Source organism: Paraburkholderia caffeinitolerans (genome assembly GCF_902859945.1).
Taxonomy (GTDB): domain Bacteria; phylum Pseudomonadota; class Gammaproteobacteria; order Burkholderiales; family Burkholderiaceae; genus Paraburkholderia; species Paraburkholderia caffeinitolerans.
In genome coordinates, this window is the sequence record NZ_CADIKL010000009.1 from 51,607 (window position 1) to 70,128 (window position 18,522).

Here is an 18,522-nt window from a genome sequence, read left to right on the forward strand (position 1 = left end):
TGTCCACGTGCGCACGCAGGTTGTGCGATACTCGATTCGACGGTGGCCCGAAAGCTGCTGGCACAATGGTTCGAACCGGCCCCGCAGCCGGGCGCCCGCGAAAGTACGGCTTGAAGTACCGGTTGGGCGAGGCTGATCGAGTCCGGGAAAACGGAGCTGCGCCGGGATTGTCCGCACGGCGCCGCAGCCCGGTTCACCGGACGGCCGGTCGGGTTTCGGCAGGATTGCGGGCCTGTCCGAGTTGTTTAGAATGGGTGTATGGCGATTATCCCGGACAAGCAGGATTCAACCGTAGTGGAGCGGCAGGAGCACAAGGTCAAACCGCCCTCCATGTACAAGGTCGTGCTGATGAACGACGACTACACGCCGATGGAATTCGTCGTGATGGTCGTGCAAGAGTATTTCAATAAGGACCGCGAGACCGCAACACAGATCATGTTGAAGGTGCATCGCGAGGGCAGGGGCGTTTGTGGGGTCTATACGCGGGACATCGCGTCGACCAAGGTTGAGCAAGTCGTTACCCACGCGCGGCAAGCGGGGCACCCGCTGCAGTGTGTGATGGAGGAAGCATGATTGCCCAGGAACTGGAAGTCAGCCTGCACATGGCGTTCATGGAAGCACGTCAGGCGCGGCATGAGTTCATTACGGTCGAGCATCTTTTACTCGCGCTGCTGGATAACCCAACAGCCGCGGAAGTGCTGCGAGCGTGCGCTGCGAATATCGAAGACCTGCGACAGAACCTGCGCAACTTTATTCACGACAACACCCCTACGGTTCCCGGCACGGATGACGTCGATACTCAGCCGACGCTCGGGTTCCAGCGCGTGATCCAGCGCGCGATCATGCACGTCCAGTCCACTTCCAACGGCAAGAAGGAAGTGACGGGAGCGAACGTGCTGGTCGCGATCTTCGGCGAGAAGGACTCGCACGCGGTGTACTACCTGCAGCAGCAGGGCGTCACGCGTCTGGACGTGGTGAATTTCATTTCGCACGGCATTGCGAAGACCGGCAGCGGCGAAGCCGCCAAGGCCAGCGACGCGAATGCCGAAGCCGAAGACGCGGCAGGCCAGAAGGAAACCCCGCTCGCCCAGTTCACGCAGAACCTGAACCAGCTGGCGAAGGATGGCCGCATCGATCCGCTGATCGGGCGCGAGCCCGAAGTCGAGCGCGTGGTGCAGGTGCTGTGCCGCCGTCGCAAGAACAATCCGCTGCTCGTGGGCGAAGCCGGCGTGGGCAAGACTGCCATCGCCGAAGGCCTCGCCTGGCGCATCACGCGCGGCGAAGTGCCGGACATTCTCGCGGACGCGCAGGTCTACTCGCTCGACATGGGCGCGCTGCTGGCGGGCACCAAATATCGCGGCGACTTCGAGCAGCGTCTGAAGACCGTGCTCAAGGAGCTCAAGGAGCGCCCGCATGCGATTCTCTTCATCGACGAGATTCATACGCTGATTGGCGCGGGCGCCGCATCGGGCGGCACGCTCGATGCTTCGAACCTGCTCAAGCCGGCGCTGTCGTCGGGCACGCTCAAGTGCATCGGCGCGACGACCTTCACGGAATACCGTGGCATCTTCGAGAAAGACGCGGCGCTGTCGCGGCGTTTCCAGAAGGTGGACGTGGTCGAGCCGACCGTCGAGCAGACGGTTGCGATCCTGCGCGGGCTCAAGTCGCGTTTCGAGGAGCACCACGGCGTGAAGTATTCGTCGGGCGCTTTGAACGCAGCGGCTGAGCTTTCGGCACGCTTCATCACCGACCGTCATTTGCCTGACAAGGCGATCGACGTGATCGACGAAGCGGGCGCGGCGCAGCGCATCCTGCCGAAGTCGAAGCAGAAGAAGACCATCGGCAAGAGCGAGATCGAAGAGATCATTTCGAAGATCGCGCGTGTGCCGGCGCAAAGCGTGTCGCAGGACGACCGCAGCAAGCTGCAGACGCTCGACCGCGACCTCAAGGCCGTGGTGTTCGGTCAGGATCCCGCCATCGATGCGCTTTCGGCTTCCATCAAGATGGCGCGCGCGGGTCTGGGCAAGACCGACAAGCCGATCGGCTCGTTCCTGTTCTCCGGCCCCACGGGCGTCGGCAAGACCGAAGTGGCGCGTCAGCTTGCGTTCACGCTCGGCATCGAGCTGATTCGCTTCGACATGTCGGAGTACATGGAGCGCCATGCGGTGAGCCGTCTGATTGGCGCACCGCCGGGCTACGTAGGGTTTGATCAGGGCGGTCTGCTTACCGAAGCCGTCACGAAGAAGCCGCACTGCGTGTTGCTGCTCGACGAGATCGAGAAAGCGCACCCGGACATCTTCAACGTGTTGCTGCAGGTGATGGACCACGGCACGCTGACCGACAACAACGGCCGCAAGGCGGACTTCCGCAACGTCATCATCATCATGACGACGAACGCGGGCGCCGACACGATGAACAAGTCGACCATCGGCTTCACGACCCGGCGCGAGCAGGGCGACGAAATGGCCGACATCAAGCGGCTGTTCACGCCCGAGTTCCGTAACCGGCTCGACCAGACGATCAGCTTCCGCGCGCTCGATGAAGAAATCATCATGCGCGTGGTCGACAAGTTCCTCATGCAACTGGAAGACCAATTGCATGAGAAGAAGGTCGATGCGCTCTTCACCGACGCGCTGCGCAAGCATCTGGCCAAGCACGGTTTCGACCCGCTCATGGGCGCGCGGCCGATGCAACGCCTGATCCAGGACACGATCCGCCGTGCGCTCGCCGACGAACTGCTGTTCGGCAAGCTCATGAACGGAGGCCGCGTGACCGTGGACGTGGACGAGGAGGACAAGATCCAGCTCACGTTCGACGCGCAACCCGCGCCGCGCAATCCGGAAGCGGTGGAAGTCGAGTAAGCGCCGCCTGACGTCAAGGTACAACGGCGTAGCCCATTATGGGTTACGCCGTTTTATTTTCCGCCAGAATATAAGGAATGCGAAATGATTTGCGCCATCCTTAAGGTGGATGCGACTTTCGCAAAGTAAAATAGGCGTCCATTCGTAGCGGCAGCGCAAAGCAGGGGAGCAATAGTGGTACCACGTAAATCGGGCGCGTTCGACTCCATCGTCGAGCGCGAGCAGGGGCTGCGCCAGGGCTTGTCCGCAGGCCAGATGACGATGATCGCCATCGGCGGCGCGGTGGGCACCGGGCTTTTTCTCGGCAGCGGCTTCGCCATCGGTTTTGCCGGGCCGGGCGTGCTCGTGTCCTATGCGATCGGCGCGCTAATCGCTCTGCTGCTGATGGGTGCGCTGGCCGAAATGACCGTCGCGCATCCGACCTCCGGTTCGTTCGGTGCGTATGCGGAGCACTATATCGGCCCGCTCGCCGGCTTTGTCGTGCGCTACGCGTACTGGTCGGCCTACGTGCTGGCCGTGGGCACTGAGGTCGCGGCCATCGCCATCTACATGAAGTTCTGGCTGCCGCATGTGCCGGGGCTCTACTGGATTGTCGGCTTCTCGGCGGCGTTGATCGCCGTGAACGCCATGAGTGTGAAGGCCTACGGCACCATCGAGTATCTCTTTTCCAGTCTCAAGATCGCGGCGATTGTCGCGTTCATCGTGCTCGGCGCGTGGTTCGTGTGGCGCGCGCCCGCCAGTTCGGGCGTGGGGATTGCGAACTATACGTCGCATGGCGGGCTGCTGCCCAAGGGCTGGTGGGGCGTCTGGGTGGGCACGATCGTTTCGCTTTTCAGCTACCTCGGCGTGGAAACCATCGCGGTTGCGGCAGCGGAGGCCAAGGACCCGGCGCGCGCCGTCACGCGCGCGTTCCGCGCGACGGTGCTGCGCCTCGTGCTGTTCTATCTGCTCACGCTCGCGCTGATGCTCGCCATCGTCCCCTGGACCGAGGCAGGCGGCAACGAGAGCCCATTCGTGAAGGTGATGGCCGAAACCGGCGTGCCGTACGCGGCGGGAGCGATCAACTTTATCGTGCTCGTGGCCGCGCTTTCGGCCATGAACAGCCAGCTTTACATCACCACGCGCATGATGTTCAGCCTCTCGCGCGCGGGCTACGCGCCGGCGCTGTTCGGGCGCCTCACGCCCAATGGCGTGCCCACTGCGGCGCTCTCGCTGTCGACCATCGGCATCGCCGTGGCGGCGGTGCTCAACGCGCTGTGGCCGCAGGCGGCGTTCACGCTGATGATGTCGATCGCGATGTTCGGCGCGATGTTCACGTGGCTTATGATCTTCGTGACGCAGATCTTTTTCCGCGTGCGGCGCGCGCGCGACGCAAGCGCGCCGCTCGAGTTTCGCATGTGGGGCTTTCCGTTCACGAGCGTGCTGGGCGCGCTGCTGATGCTCGGCATTCTGGTCGGCACGGTGTTCACGCGCGAATTCCGCATGACGCTCGCGTATGGGCTCGCATTTCTCGCGGTACTCGTGGTGGTGTATGCGCTGTGGTATCGCCGGATGCAGCCCGCCACACGGGCTCAAGAGTCGCTCTGAACGAAAAAAGCACGCCGGGAGCGTGCTTTTTTGTTGCTGCGCGGTGCGCTGGAGCGCGCCTGGGGTTGAGGCTCAGTGCTTGCCCGTGCTGCCGAAGCCGCCCGCGCCGCGCTCGCTTTGCTCGAAGTCGTCGACGATATTGAACTGCGCTTGCACCACCGGCACGATCACGAGCTGCGCGAGGCGCTCCATCGGATTGAGCGTGAACGTGGTGTGGCCGCGGTTCCAGGTGGAGATCATTAGCTCGCCCTGGTAGTCGGAGTCGATCAGGCCGACGAGGTTGCCGAGCACGATGCCGTGCTTGTGGCCGAGGCCCGAACGCGGCAGGATCAGCGCAGCGCAGCCGGGATCGGCCAGATGGATCGCGAGGCCGGTCGGCACGAGCTTCGTTTCGCCGGGTTCGAGCGTGATTGGCGTGTCGAGGCACGCGCGCAGGTCGAGGCCGGCGCTGCCCGGCGTGGCGTAGTGGGGCAGCTGGTCGCGCATGCGTTCGTTCAGGATCTTGATGTCGATGTTCATAGGATTCCGTTGGATTATCGGTTTCGAGGCAACTGGAAGGCCTCGGCGAGAAGTTCGTAGGAGCGCAGGCGCGCCGTGTAGCTGCCTGCAACAGTGAGCACGACGAGCTCGTCGGCGCGAAAGCTGTCCTTGAGCGCGTGCAGGCGCTCGGTGACGCTCTCGGGCGTGCCGATGATGCTGCGCGGTTTTTCGCGATCGATCACGATCTGCTCGCGCTCGCCGTATTCCTGCGCGCGGCCCTGTTCGAGGCTCGGAATGGGGGCGTTCAGGCCATAGGCCATCTGCACGCGGCGCAGGTCGACGGCTTTTTCGAGGTCGGCGGCTTCGGCTTCGGTGTCGGCGCAGATTGCGAATACTGCGCACGCGAGATACGGCTTTTGCTCGTGGCCGGGCTGGAAGCTGTCGCGGTAGGCGTTGGCCACCAGATGCCCGAAATGCGCGTTGATGAACTGCGCGAACGAGAAGCGCAGCCCGAGCTGCGCGGCCAGCGCGCCGCCGAAGTCGCTCGAGCCCAGCACCCAGAGCTGCGGTCGCGTGGCGATTTGCGGCTGCAGCGCGACGCCGTGCGCGAGATGGTCGGAGGCGAGCGTGCCGTCCATCAGGCCGACGAGATCCTGCACCTGTTGCGTGAACTGATCGCCGCGATTGTAGGCACCCGCCGCGACGGCCTGCGCGGTGCGCATGTCGCCGCCGGGCGCGCGGCCCACGCCCAGATCGACGCGTCCGGGGAACAGCGCTTCGAGCATCATGAACTGCTCGGCGACCTTGAACGGGCTGTAGTAGGGCAGCATGATGCCACCCGAGCCGATGCGGATGCGTTTGGTCACGCTGCCGAGGCGCGCGAGCATGACTTCGGGGGCGGGGTTGCACACGCCCAAGAGGCCGTGGTGCTCGGCGCACCAGTAGCGCGTGTAGCCGAGGTCGTCGGCAAGCTGAGCGAGTTCGATGGTGGCGGCGATGGCATCCGCCGCAGTGTGCCCGGCGATCACGGGCGACTGGTCCAGCACGGAAAGCAGTGTCATGGCAGTACTGCTCCTTCACTTCGTTCGCAGCGCGGCGCGTCAGCGCCCGAGGGCGCCGGCGCGCGCGTCACGAGATGATGCTCGGGTCCGGCAGACGCCGCGCGATTTCGGCGATCAGCGTCTGCGCGAGCGCCTGCTTGGCCGCGCGCGGCAGTGCCTTGCGGCCGCTGGCCTCGAACAATACGACTTCGTTGTCGTCCTGGCCGAAGGTGAGCGGGCCGAGATTGCCGATCAAGAGCGGCACGTTTTTGCGCGCGCGCTTTTCTTCGCCGTGTACCTCGAGGTCGCCGCTTTCGGCCGCGAAGCCCACGCAATACGGCGGATTCGGCATGGCCGCGACCGACGCCAGAATGTCGGGGTTTTCGACGAAACTGAACGTCGGCATGCGGCGCTCGGCCGTCTTCTTGATCTTGTGCTCGGCAACGTGATCGACGCGCCAGTCGGCCACCGCGGCCACGCCGATGAAGACATCGGCATCGCTCGCTTCGCGCATCACCGCGTCGTACATCTGCTGCGCGGTCTGCACGTCTTCGCGCCAGACGCCCCACGGCGTGGGCAGCGCGACGGGGCCCGCGATCAGATGCACCTCGGCGCCGGCCTGCTGCGCCGCGCGCGCGAGCGCGAAGCCCATCTTGCCGCTCGAGCGGTTCGTGATGCCGCGCACCGGGTCGAGCGGCTCGAAGGTCGGTCCTGCCGTGATCAGCAGCTTGCGGCCGGCCAGCACCTTGGGCGCAAAGAACGCGACGATGGCCTCGTAAATGGCTTCCGGCTCCAGCATGCGCCCGTCGCCGACCTCGCCGCAAGCCTGCGGGCCGGAGTCGGGGCCGAGCGTCTCGATGCCGTCGGCGCGCAGTTGCGCGACGTTGCGCTGCGTGGCCGGGTTTTGCCACATCTGCCGGTTCATGGCCGGCACGACCAGCAGCGGGCAGTCGCGCGCGACGCACAGCGTGGCGAGCAGGTCGTCGGCGAAACCGTTGGCGAGCTTCGCGAGAAAGTCGGTGGAGGCGGGCGCGATGACGATGGCGTCCGCTTCGCGCGAGAGGTCGATGTGCGCCATGTTGTTGGGCACGCGGCCGTCCCACTGGCTCGTGTAGACGGGGCGGCCCGAGAGCGCCTGCATCGTGACCGGCGTGATGAACTGGGTGGCCGCCTCTGTCATCACGATTTGCACAGTCGCGCCGGCCTTGGTCAGGAGACGCGTAAGCTCGGCGATCTTGTAACAGGCGATGCCGCCTGTCATGCCGAGCACCAGGTGGCGGCCGGTCAGTTCGCCCGGGGTTGCAGCGGAGGTGTTCAAGTCGGATCTCCTGTCGACCAGAGTTGGCGCTTTAGCTGTCGGCCGGAGTTAGTGCTTTAGCACTTACTCCGGCCCCATGCAAAGCTCTTACTCTGGTCCCATGCACGAAGTGCGCACTCTGTTCTGCCTTTATCAGCGCGAGCCGCGCACGCGCCGCAATTCGTCGAGCACCAGCAGGATGGCGCCCACAGTAATGGCGCTGTCGGCAACGTTGAACGCCGGCCAGTGCGACGAGCTCAGGTGGAAGTCGAGGAAGTCGATCACATGGCCGTACATCAGGCGGTCGATCACATTGCCGAGCGCGCCGCCGAGTATCAGCGCCAGTGCGGTGCAAAAGAGGCGCTGCCCCGCGTGGCGCTTGAGCAGGTAGCCGATCACGATGGCCGCGACCACGCCGAGCGCCGTGAATGCCCAGCGCTGCCAGCCGCCCGCCGCCGCAAGGAAGCTGAACGCGGCGCCCTTGTTGTAGACCAGCACGAGATTGAAGAACGGCGTGACCACGCGGCCTTCGCCGTAGCTGAACATCCTCGAGATGGCGATCTTCGTGAGCTGGTCCGCGAGGATCACGATCACCGCGATGCCAAGCCACGGCGCGAGCGTGCCGCGCACGCCGCTCGACTTCGACTGTTTCGGCAGGGTCGTTTTGGCCATTATGCCGCGCTCCGCGCTTCGCCGTTGCCGAACAGATTGACCACGCAGCGGCCGCACAGGCCCGGGTGTTCGGCGTTCGCGCCAACGTCATCGCGGTAGTGCCAGCAGCGCTCGCACTTCAGGTACTTCGAGGTGACGACTTCGACGCCTTCGTCGGCCTCGCTCTCGACCTTCACCACTTCGGCCGCGGAGGTGATCAGCACGAACTTTAGATCTTCGCCCAGCGAGGTGAGTGCGTCGTAGCGCGCGCCGCTCGCCAGAATGCGCACCTCGGCCTGCAGCGACGAGCCGATCTGGTTCGCCACGCGCGCCTCTTCGAGCGCCTTCGTCACGTTGCCGCGCACTTCGCGCAGGAGCGTCCACTTGGCGATCAGTTCGGGTGCCTGGGCGATGTCCGGGAACGCGTGGAACGTCTCGGTGAAGATGGTCGTGCTGTTCGGCTTGAACACCTTCCAGGCCTCTTCGGCCGTGAACGAGAGGAACGGCGCGAGGATGCGCAGCAGGCTGTGCGTGATGTGGTGCAGCGCGGTTTGCGCGGCGCGGCGCGCGGCCGAATCCGGCGCGCTCGTGTACAGGCGGTCCTTGAGCACGTCCAGATAGAAGCCGCCCATGTCTTCCGAGCAGAACGTCTGCAGCTTCGCCACGACCGGATGGAACTCGTAGCGGTCGTAGTGGGACAGCACGTCGCTTTGCAGCGTGTGCGTGAGCGCGACGGCGTAGCGGTCGATTTCGAGCCACTCGCTGGCGGGCAGCGCGTGCTTTTCGAAGTCGAAGTCCGACAGGTTCGAAAGCAGGAAGCGCAGCGTGTTGCGGATGCGGCGATAACCTTCGGTCACGCGCTTGAGAATCTCTTCCGAGATTGCCAGCTCGCCCGAGTAGTCGGTCGAAGCGATCCACAGGCGGATGATTTCCGCGCCCAGACGGTTCGCGACCTCATGCGGATCGACGCCGTTGCCGAGCGACTTCGACATCTTGCGGCCTTCGCCGTCGACGGTGAAGCCGTGCGTGAGCAGCGCGTTGTAGGGCGGGCGGCCGTCGAGCATCGAAGCCGTCAGCAGCGACGAATGGAACCAGCCGCGGTGCTGGTCCGAGCCTTCGAGGTACAGGTCGGCCGGGAACTGCAGGTCGTCCTTGTGCGAGCCGCGCAGCACGTGCCAGTGCGTCGTGCCCGAATCGAACCACACGTCGAGCGTGTCGCGGTTCTTTTCGTACAGGTTGGCGTCGTCGCCGAGCAGTTCGCGGGCGTCGAGCGTTTGCCAGGCTTCGATGCCTTCCTTCTCCACGCGCTTCGCGACTTCTTCAAGCAGCTCCAGCGTGCGCGGATGCAGCTCGCCGGTTTCCTTGTGCACGAAGAACGCCATCGGCACGCCCCATTGGCGCTGGCGCGAGAGCGTCCAGTCCGGGCGGTTCGCGATCATCGAATAGAGGCGCTGCTTGCCCCATGACGGGTAGAACGCGGTCGCCTCGATGCCTTCGAGCGCCGTCTCGCGCAGCGTCTTGCCGCCGTCCTTCGGCGTGACGTCCATGCCCGCGAACCACTGCGAGGTGGCACGGTAGATGATGGGCGTCTTGTGGCGCCAGCAGTGCATGTAGCTGTGCAGGTACTTTTCGCTGCGCAGCAGGGTGCCGGCGGCGTCGAGCGCGTCGACGATCTTCGGGTTCGCCGCCCAGATCGTGAGGCCGCCGAACAGCGGCAGCGATTCGATGTAGCGGCCATCGCCCATCACCGGGCTGATGATGTCCGAGTCGGCCATGTTGTGCGCCTTGCACGACACGAAGTCTTCCACGCCATAGGCGGGCGCCGAGTGCACGATGCCCGTGCCGGTGTCGGTCGTGACGTAGTCGCCGAGATAGATGGGCGAAGTGCGCTTGTAGCCCGGGTGCGCCGAGGCGAGCGGGTGGTTGAAACGCAGGAGCGAGAGCTTCTCGCCCTTCGTGGTGGCGACGATCTTGCCGGTCAGGCCGAAGTCCTTCATGCAGGCTTCGACGCGCTCGACAGCCAGGATCAGCAGGCCGCGTTCAGTGTCGACGAGCGCGTAGTCGATCTCCGGATGCGCGTTGAGCGCCTGGTTCGACGGAATGGTCCACGGCGTGGTGGTCCAGATCACGATGCCGCCTTCTTCGCGCGGCAGGGCGGCGAGGCCGAACGCGGCCGCCGTCTGCTCGGGTTGCGCGAACGGGAACAGCACGTCGATGGTCGGATCGGTCTTGTCCTTGTACTCGACCTCGGCCTCGGCGAGCGCCGAGCCGCAGTCGAAGCACCAGTTCACGGGCTTCAGGCCCCGGAACACGTAGCCCTTCTCGATGATCTTCGCGAGCGCACGGATCTCGCCCGCCTCGTTCACGAAGTTCATGGTCTTGTACGGGTTGTCCCAGTCGCCGAGCACGCCAAGGCGCTTGAAGCCGGCCTTCTGCGTCTCGATCTGGCCGGCCGCGTACTCGCGCGCCTTCTTCATCACTTCCTGGGCGGGCAGCGACTTGCCGAACTGCTTCTCGATCTGGATTTCGATCGGCATGCCGTGGCAGTCCCAGCCCGGCACGTAGACCGCGTCGTAGCCGGCTAGATTGCGCGCCTTGACGATCATGTCCTTGAGGATCTTGTTGACCGCGTGCCCGAGGTGGATGTCGCCGTTCGCATACGGCGGGCCGTCGTGCAGGATGAACTTCTTGCGGCCCTTCGAGGCCTCGCGGATCTGCTTGTAGATGCCTTTTTCTTCCCACTCCTTGACCCATTGCGGCTCGCGCTTGGGCAGGTCGCCGCGCATCGGGAACGGGGTGTCCAGAAGATTGACGGGGTACTTGGATTCGGACTTCTGCGCGGCTTTGCCGGAGGATGCTTTCTTGTCGCTCATGGTGAGATCACGTGGAATTCGGGGGAGGCTCGGCGTCAGCATTGCGGCGATGCCGCGCAACCGTCGCCTCGGGCGCCGCATACCTCTGAAGTGGCGGCGCCGTGGGGCGGAGCGGCCCGCGCGCCGTGGTCTCGCCTTGCCGGATGAAAAGGACGAGACGCGCGCGCGGGCCGCGGCTTACCTAATTCGGTCGGTGGCCGAGGTGGCGAAGCCGGTGGAACGGCTGCCGGTTACGTCAGTGCCCGCGGCGGCGAACCACGCGCGAGTGTTCGCCACGTCGCGCGCAATCGCGGCGGTGAGCGTTTCGAGGTCGGCGAACTTCTCCTCGTCGCGCAACTTCTTGAGGAACTCGACGCGCACGAGCTTGCCGTAGGCGTCGCCGTGCCAGTCGAGCAGATGGACTTCGAGCAGCACGCGGCCCGAGTCGTCGACCGTCGGGCGCACGCCGAGGCTCGCGACGCCAGGCAGCGGATCGTCGGCGATGCCATGCACCTGCACGACGAAAATGCCCTTGAGCGCCGGGCGCTTGTGGCCGATCGGCAGATTCAGCGTGGGAAAGCCGAGATCGCGGCCGAGCTTCAGGCCGTGTGTAACGTGCCCGCTGATCGCGTAGCCGCGGCCGAGCGAAGCGCGTGCGGCGTCCAGATCGCCCGCCGCGAGCTGGGCGCGCACGGCGGAGCTGGAGATGCGCACGCCCGAGGGGTCGGCTACGGTGGCCATCTGCTCGACTTCGAAGCCGTGCTGCGCGCCCGCCGCCTGGAGCGAGGCGAAGTCGCCGGCGCGTTTCGCGCCGTAGCGGAAGTCGTCGCCGATCATCATCCAGCGCGCGTGCAGGCCGCTCACGATGATGCGCTCGACGAACGTTTCGGGCGACTGGCTCGCGAATGTCTGGTTGAAATGCTCGACCACGACGCGATCCACGCCGTTCTCGCGCAGCGCTTCGAGCTTGTCGCGCAGCATGGCGATGCGCGGCGGGGCGCTGGCCGGATTGAAGAACTCGCGCGGATGCGGCTCGAATGTCATCACGCAGACGGGCAGGCCGCGCGCGTTGGCGGCTTCGCGCACGCGCGCGAGCAACGCCTGATGTCCGCGGTGGACACCGTCGAAGTTGCCGATGGTAAGCGCGCAGGGCGCGCGACTTTCGGCGTTGGGAAGACCGCGGAAGACTCTCACGATAGCGGAACCTGGAGGAACCTGATGGAACCTGGAAAAGTGCGCGCGGGCCATGCGCGCCGATCAAGACCGGTGATGCGGCCATGGCCGCGACTAAACAGGAGATTATAAACGCACGGGGCGACGATCGCCGCCGCGCGAGCGTCGGATGCCTGCCCCGATGATAAAATCCGCGGATGAAAAATCTCGTCATTCTGATTTCCGGGCGGGGCAGCAACATGGAGGCTATCGTGCGCGCGTGCGCAAACGAAGCCTGGCCGGCGCGCATCGCCGCCGTGATTGCCAACCGCCCCGACGCCGCCGGACTTGCGTTCGCGGCGTCGCATGGCATTGCCACGGCGGTCGTCGACCACCGCCAGTATCCGGACCGCGCCTCGTTTGACTCGGCGCTTGCCCAGGTCATCGACAGTCATACGCCGGACCTCGTCGTGCTCGCAGGCTTCATGCGCGTGCTGACCGTGGGCTTCGTCCAGCATTATTCGGGTCGCATGCTTAATATTCACCCCTCGCTGCTGCCGAGCTTTCCGGGCTTGAAGACGCACGAGAAGGTGATCGACGCGGGCTGTCGCGTGCATGGCGCCACGGTCCATTTCGTCACGCCCACACTGGATCATGGCCCGATCGTGATGCAATCGGTGGTGCCCGTGCGCACGGGCGACGACGCCGCGGCGCTCGCCGCGCGCGCGCTCAAGACCGAACACGTGATTTATCCGCGCGCGGTGCGCTGGTTCGTCGAAGGGCGCCTCGCGCTCGACGGCGAGCGCGTGACGCTCACGCCGCCCGAGGCGCAGTGGCTCTTCCTTGACGAGACCAGCGTGGAAGAAAACGCAAAAATTGGCGCCAAAGCAGGCGCCCAAACACACGCCGGAGAGGGCGCATGAGATTGCATGGTTTCCTGATCGGACAGACCGAGACGTTGCTGGCCGACGTCCTCAAGTTTACGGGTCCCGCTGATGCGGTGACGAGCCGCTTTTTCCGCGAGCACCCGAAGCTCGGCCATGCCGAGCGCGGCGTGATCGCCGAAGCGGTGTTCGCCGTGCTGCGCCGGCGCATGGAGTTCGCGCATCTGGCCGAGAGCGGCACGGGCAGCCCGACGCGGCGCCTCACGCTGCTTGGCCTGATGGCGACGGCCGGGCGCTCGGCGATTCGTCCGTTCGTTTCAGACGCCGAGGCAAGCTGGCTCGAGCACGTCGCGAAGATTGATCCGGCGAGCCTGCCGCTGCGTGTGCAGCTCAATTTGCCTGAGTGGATCATGAAGGCGCTGGAAACGCGCTTCGAGGCGGCCGAGCTCGCGCAACTGGCGGCCGCGTTGAATTACCCGGCGCCGCTCGATCTGCGCGCGAACCCCATCAAGGCGAACCGCGACGAGCTGCTGCGCGCGCTGGCCGCGGCCGGCATCGAAGCCGGCGAGACGCCGTTCGCGCCGTTCGGCGTGCGTTTGACGGGCAAGCCCGCGCTCGCGAAGCTCGACGCGTTCAAGGATGGCTGGTTCGAGGTGCAGGACGAGGGCAGCCAGCTGCTGTGCTCGCTCGTTGCGCCCCGCCGTGGCGAGATGGTGGTGGACTTCTGCGCGGGCGCGGGCGGCAAGACGCTGGCGCTGGGCGCGATGATGCGCTCGACGGGCCGTCTCTATGCGTTCGACATATCCGAGCGGCGCCTCGCGAAGCTCAAGCCGCGCCTTGCGCGCAGCGGCCTGTCGAACGTGAATCCGGTGCTGATCGACAGCGAGCACGACGCCAAGATCAAGCGTCTCATCGGCAAGATCGACCGCGTGCTCGTGGATGCGCCGTGCTCGGGCCTCGGCACCTTGCGCCGTAACCCCGACCTCAAGTGGCGCCAGTCGCCCGAGTCGATTGCGGAGCTCGCCCCCAAGCAGCTTTCGATTCTCACGAGCGCGGCGCGCCTGCTCAAGCGCGGCGGCCGTCTCGTCTACGCGACCTGCAGCATTCTCGAAGCCGAGAACGAAGCGGTCGTGAAGCAGTTCCTCGAAGCCCATCCCGACTTCGCGCTGGTGAACGCGCGCGACGTGCTGGCGGACCAGCGCGTGGGCCTCGACACCGGCGAATATCTCTCGATGTGGCCGCACCGCCACGCGACGGACGGCTTCTTTGCCGCCGTACTGGAGCGTCGCGGCGAAGCGCAGCCGAAGACGAAGAAGGCCGGCGCCGCCACGACGCCGGACGAGGCTGCGGTTGTGACCGAAGCCGCCGACGCTATCGCGAAGGCGCAGCAGTCCGAGGCCGACGAGCCGGACGCGGCGCTGGAGTAAGTGAGCGGTTGGTGGTAGATCGCGCGGGGCCGTCCGGTGGAGCTGGACGGCCCCGCGTCATTTAGAAAATCGCCAGTAACTATGTGTCGGGCTTCATTGTGCTGGCGGCCCGCTCGTTGCGTATTGGCGACACCATCAGCGTGAGGTAAATGAAGGGTCTAATCATACGGATTCACCGCTGCTACACGGTCGTGCGCAGTCTTGATGGTATCGAGACCCTGATTCCCAATGAAAAGCCGATTACCGACGTGGTGCAGAATCACTCGTCCTATTTGACTCGGGGTTCTGCGAAATTGTCCGTTCGGGTGGCGTACACATCGAACCTGGAACTGGCGTGCGTTCGGACGTGAATCGCAACGTGTGGCGGCTTTTCGGGGAACACGGGATCGCCATCCCACCGGCACAGCGCGACGTGCGGCCTGCCGGTCAGCCGATGCCCGCGCCGAGGAGCGTCGCCTTGGCCACTTAAGGTCACGTTAAGGCGGAGCTGCGATCCTGTTGTTGCCAGATGAGGTCGTGATGGTGAAATGGGGATCGAAGACTCGGGAAAGTCTCGGGCAGGTGTGGCAAACAGCCTCAAATGTGTATCCAGAGATTGACGTCGCGGCCATTTGGGAAAAAAATCTCTATTTGTTACAAACACTTGGAACGGTTCTAGTAGAATGCCGTCCAACCCCTCCTGGTCGCTTTCATTTTCTTGACATCGGCGCAGGCCTGAAAGGCCGGTCGCTTCGTTTCACGGGTAAAAACCTTGTTGAATTCCCTGCTTGATTTCCTTGCCCACGGGATACTGCATTTCTCGTGGTGGCAGATCCTGCTTTTCGTGGCTGTGGTCACCCACATCACGATCATTGGCGTGACGGTGTACCTGCACCGCTGCCAGGCGCACCGCGCGCTCGACCTGCACCCCATCGCCAGCCACTTCTTCCGTTTCTGGCTGTGGATGACCACGGGCATGCTCACGGGGCAGTGGGCGGCCATCCATCGCAAGCACCACGCCAAGTGCGAGACCGAAGAAGATCCGCACAGCCCGCAAACGCGCGGCCTGTGGAAGGTGCTGCTCGAAGGCGCCGAACTCTATCGCGCCGAAGCGAAGAACGAAGAAACGCTGCGCCGCTTCAGCCACGGCACGCCTAACGACTGGATGGAGCGCAACGTCTACACGCGCTTTCCGATCCTCGGCGTGAGCATCATGATGGTGATCGACGTTGCGCTGTTCGGCGTGGTCGGTTTTACGGTGTGGGCCGTGCAGATGGCCTGGATCCCGTTCTGGGCCGCCGGCGTCGTGAACGGTCTCGGTCACTTCTGGGGCTATCGCAATTTCAATTCGTCGGATGCGAGCACGAACCTGCTGCCGATCGGCATCATCATCGGCGGTGAAGAACTGCATAACAACCATCACACCTTTGCGACCTCCGCGAAGCTCTCGAACAAGTGGTACGAGTTCGACATCGGCTGGATGTATATCCGCATGATGCAGGCCGTGGGTCTTGCCAAGGTCAAGAAGGTTGCGCCCACGCCGCGCCTCACCAAGGGCAAGCTCGTGGCCGACCACGAGACGCTTCAGGCCGTGCTCTCGAACCGCTATGAAGTGATGGCGAGTTACGCGAAGGCCGTGAAGCAGGCGTATCGCCAGGAACTCTCGCATCTGAAGGAAGTGGGTGAGCGCGAGAAGTACAAGGTCATGCGCGGCGCGCGCAAGTGGTTCGACAAGGAAGAATCCAGCCTGAACGAGCCGCAGAAGCGTCAGTTGCCGCAAATTTTTGCGAACAGCCAGAAGCTGCGCACGTACATCGAGCTGCGCACCGAGCTCTCGGCAATCTGGGAGCGTTCAAGCGCCTCGCGCGAACAACTGCTTACGCAGCTCCAGGATTGGTGCCACCGCGCCGAGCAAAGCGGTATCAAGGCGCTCCAGGAGTTCGCGTCGCGTCTGCGCCGCTACGCCTGATTCTTCGTTGTTTTTTCGGCCAATGCGCTCTGCGTGAGTCTCGAAAAAATCCATTAGAATTCAGGTACGTCACAAAACCCCGCGCTGGCGGGGTTTTTCTTTTGGGGCTGCGGAAAAAGACGGTGTCTTGCACCGGTCTGGAGCTGCGGCGATCGGCAGGACCGTAACAAGGCATGGGGCCGGAGTAAGCGCTTTGCGTCCACTCTGGCCGACAGAGGAGATCATGAGTCAGGCAATCAGGAAGGTCGAGTACGACCGGCCGCAGGGTGCCGTCTGCAGCGTCGGACAGGCGTGGGCGAAGGTGCCCGACGCACCCGGCGCAGCGGAGCGCGTTGCATTGAAGGAGCGCATTCGCGCATTGCTCAAGCGGGAAAAGGCGGTGCTCGTCGCGCACTATTATGTCGATCCTGAATTGCAGGAGCTGGCGGATGAAACCGGCGGCTGCGTGGCCGATTCGCTCGAGATGGCGCGCTTCGGCCGCGATCACGAGGCGCAGACGCTCGTAGTGGCGGGTGTGCGCTTCATGGGCGAGACCGCCAAGATTCTGAGCCCCAACAAGCGCATCCTGATGCCGGATCTCGACGCGACTTGCTCGCTCGACCTCGGCTGCCCCGTCGACGAATTTTCCGCGTTTTGCGACGAGCATCCCGATCGCACCGTGGTGGTTTATGCGAACACCAGCGCTGCTGTGAAGGCCCGCGCGGACTGGATGGTGACTTCCTCGATCGGTCTCGAGATCGTGGCTCATCTGCACGCGAAGGGCGAGAAGATCCTCTGGGCGCCGGACCGCCATCTGGGTAATTACATCCAGAAGAAGACCGGTGCCGACATGCTGCTGTGGCAGGGCTCGTGCCTCGTGCACGACGAGTTCAAGGGCGTCGAGCTCGATCTGCTGCGCGCCGAATATCCCGATGCCAAGGTGCTCGTGCACCCCGAGTCGCCTGAAGCCGTCGTTGCGCTGGCGGACGTGGTTGGGTCGACCACGCAGTTGATCGACGCAGCGGTGAAGCTCGATGCACAGCGTTTCATCGTCGCGACCGATCTAGGCATTCTGCACAAGATGCAGCTCGCGGCGCCGGGCAAGACCTTCATCGAGGCACCGACCGCCGGCAACAGCGCGACCTGCAAGAGCTGCGCGCATTGCCCGTGGATGGCCATGAATGGTCTCTCGAATCTCGCCGACGTGCTCGAGCGCGGTCACAACGAAATTTTCGTCGATGCGTCGCTAGGCGAGCGCGCGCGCTTGCCGATCGACCGCATGCTTGCGTTCGCGGCCGAGCACAAGCGCCGCGTGCAGGCGAGCGGCGACCTCGCGCGCGATACCGCGCTGTTCTCGCAGGTAGGGGCGGCGTAATGACGAATTTGAAGGAAGGCGCGCGCGAGTTGCGCGCAGCGGACGCCGTTGCGTCTGTGCTCGACGAAGTGCGCGCGCAGTACGGCGCGGCGTTCGACGCCGCGATCGCGCGTAATGTGGCGGATGCGCTCGCGGAAGACGTCGGACCGGTCGACCAGACGGGCCGTCTCGTGCCCGCGGACGAAGTGCGCGATGCGCGCATTATCGTGCGCGAGGACGCGGTGCTGTGCGGCGTGCTGTGGTTCGATGGCGTGGTGAAGCAGGTCGATGCGCGCATCGAAGTGCGCTGGCACTATCGCGAAGGCGAGCGCATGACCGCGGACACCATCGTCTGCTCGCTGCGCGGCCCGGCGCGCTCGCTTCTCACGGCCGAGCGCAACGCGATGAATTTTCTGCAACTGCTCTCGGGCGTGGCGAGCGTGACGCGCCGCTATGTCGACATGATCGCGCACACGCACACGCGCATTCTCGACACGCGCAAGACGCTGCCGGGCCTGCGTCTCGCGCAGAAGTACGCGGTGCGCGTGGGCGGCGGCGCGAACCAGCGCCTCGCGCTTTACGACGGCATCCTGATCAAGGAAAACCATATCGCGGCGGCCGGCGGTGTCGGCGCGGCGATGGACGCGGCGATCGCCCTGAATGCCGGCGTGCCGATCCAGATCGAAGTCGAGACGCTCGAACAGCTCGATGCGGCGCTCGCGCACGGCGCGAAGTCGGTGCTGCTCGACAACTTCTCGTTCGAGATGATGCGCGAGGCCGTCAAGCGTACGGCGGGGGGCGCGGTGCTCGAAGTCTCGGGCGGCGTGAACTTCGATACGGTGCGCACGATTGCGGAAACGGGCGTGGATCGCGTCTCGATCGGTGCCCTGACCAAGGACGTGCGGGCCACGGACTATTCGATGCGGATCGTCTGAGCACGCTGCGTTTCACAGGTGCAGAACGAAAAAGGCCGCCTCGCGAGAGGCGGCCTTTTTGCTGGGCCGGCGCGG

14 protein-coding genes and 1 pseudogene are annotated in these 18,522 nt (G+C 64.7%); 9 read left to right on the forward strand and 6 right to left on the reverse strand.

Features of this window, described 5'->3' with window-relative positions:
- The first annotated feature begins 258 nt into the window (after positions 1-258).
- The 3 genes from clpS (at position 259) to HV773_RS11210 (ending at position 4,448) form a co-directional block, all read left to right on the forward strand.
- A complete protein-coding gene (gene clpS / locus HV773_RS11200) occupies positions 259-573 on the forward strand; it encodes an ATP-dependent Clp protease adapter ClpS (protein WP_129562664.1) in 315 nt (104 codons plus the stop codon).
- Positions 570-2,861: an ATP-dependent Clp protease ATP-binding subunit ClpA gene (clpA, locus tag HV773_RS11205; RefSeq protein ID WP_129562663.1), complete on the forward strand. Its 2,292-nt coding sequence runs from the start codon at positions 570-572 to the stop codon at positions 2,859-2,861. Before clpS ends, clpA begins: the two co-directional genes overlap by 4 nt.
- Before the next feature lie 174 nt (positions 2,862-3,035).
- The gene (locus HV773_RS11210; RefSeq protein ID WP_227875317.1) at positions 3,036-4,448 is read left to right on the forward strand and encodes an amino acid permease; all 1,413 of its coding nucleotides are present in this window, start codon (positions 3,036-3,038) and stop codon (positions 4,446-4,448) included.
- 72 nt (positions 4,449-4,520) lie between these two features.
- On the opposite strand, the gene dut is transcribed toward HV773_RS11210, so the two are convergent.
- From dut to HV773_RS11240, 6 genes are all read right to left on the reverse strand, one after another.
- Positions 4,521-4,967 (reverse strand): dUTP diphosphatase, encoded by a 447-nt coding sequence (dut, locus tag HV773_RS11215; protein WP_129562662.1) that lies wholly within the window; start codon positions 4,965-4,967, stop codon positions 4,521-4,523.
- Positions 4,968-4,981: 14 nt separating this feature from the next.
- On the reverse strand, positions 4,982-5,989 hold the full coding sequence (locus tag HV773_RS11220; protein ID WP_129562661.1) for an LLM class flavin-dependent oxidoreductase: 1,008 nt from the start codon (positions 5,987-5,989) through the stop codon (positions 4,982-4,984).
- Positions 5,990-6,056: 67 nt separating this feature from the next.
- Entirely contained in the window at positions 6,057-7,286 is a 1,230-nt protein-coding gene (gene coaBC / locus HV773_RS11225; RefSeq protein ID WP_281365269.1) for a bifunctional phosphopantothenoylcysteine decarboxylase/phosphopantothenate--cysteine ligase CoaBC, read from the reverse strand.
- Between the two features lie 132 nt (positions 7,287-7,418).
- Positions 7,419-7,937, reverse strand: a complete 519-nt coding sequence (lspA, locus tag HV773_RS11230) for a signal peptidase II (RefSeq protein ID WP_129562659.1) — start codon at positions 7,935-7,937, stop codon at positions 7,419-7,421.
- Entirely contained in the window at positions 7,937-10,789 is a 2,853-nt protein-coding gene (gene ileS, locus HV773_RS11235; protein ID WP_129562658.1) for an isoleucine--tRNA ligase, read from the reverse strand. Before ileS ends, lspA begins: the two co-directional genes overlap by 1 nt.
- A 177-nt stretch (positions 10,790-10,966) precedes the next feature.
- On the reverse strand, positions 10,967-11,962 hold the full coding sequence (locus HV773_RS11240; RefSeq protein ID WP_129562657.1) for a bifunctional riboflavin kinase/FAD synthetase: 996 nt from the start codon (positions 11,960-11,962) through the stop codon (positions 10,967-10,969).
- A 176-nt stretch (positions 11,963-12,138) separates the two neighbouring features.
- On the opposite strand from HV773_RS11240, the gene purN reads away from it, so the two are divergent.
- The 6 genes and pseudogenes from purN to nadC all read left to right on the forward strand — a co-directional run bounded on the left by purN (position 12,139) and on the right by nadC (position 18,447).
- Positions 12,139-12,843 (forward strand): phosphoribosylglycinamide formyltransferase, encoded by a 705-nt coding sequence (gene purN / locus HV773_RS11245; protein ID WP_129562656.1) that lies wholly within the window; start codon positions 12,139-12,141, stop codon positions 12,841-12,843.
- Entirely contained in the window at positions 12,840-14,231 is a 1,392-nt protein-coding gene (locus HV773_RS11250) for an RsmB/NOP family class I SAM-dependent RNA methyltransferase (protein WP_129562655.1), read from the forward strand. The genes purN and HV773_RS11250 overlap by 4 nt, the downstream gene beginning before the upstream one ends.
- A 65-nt stretch (positions 14,232-14,296) precedes the next feature.
- A pseudogene (locus HV773_RS11255) lies at positions 14,297-14,700 on the forward strand (mechanosensitive ion channel domain-containing protein); the annotation flags it as partial.
- A 282-nt stretch (positions 14,701-14,982) separates the two neighbouring features.
- Entirely contained in the window at positions 14,983-16,179 is a 1,197-nt protein-coding gene (locus tag HV773_RS11260) for a DesA family fatty acid desaturase (RefSeq protein ID WP_129562654.1), read from the forward strand.
- A gap of 223 nt (positions 16,180-16,402) precedes the next feature.
- Positions 16,403-17,533 (forward strand): quinolinate synthase NadA, encoded by a 1,131-nt coding sequence (gene nadA / locus HV773_RS11265; protein WP_129562653.1) that lies wholly within the window; start codon positions 16,403-16,405, stop codon positions 17,531-17,533.
- Complete coding sequence (gene nadC / locus HV773_RS11270) at positions 17,533-18,447, forward strand: carboxylating nicotinate-nucleotide diphosphorylase (RefSeq protein ID WP_129562652.1); 915 nt, start codon at positions 17,533-17,535, stop codon at positions 18,445-18,447. The genes nadA and nadC overlap by 1 nt, the downstream gene beginning before the upstream one ends.
- Positions 18,448-18,522: the final 75 nt, after the last annotated feature.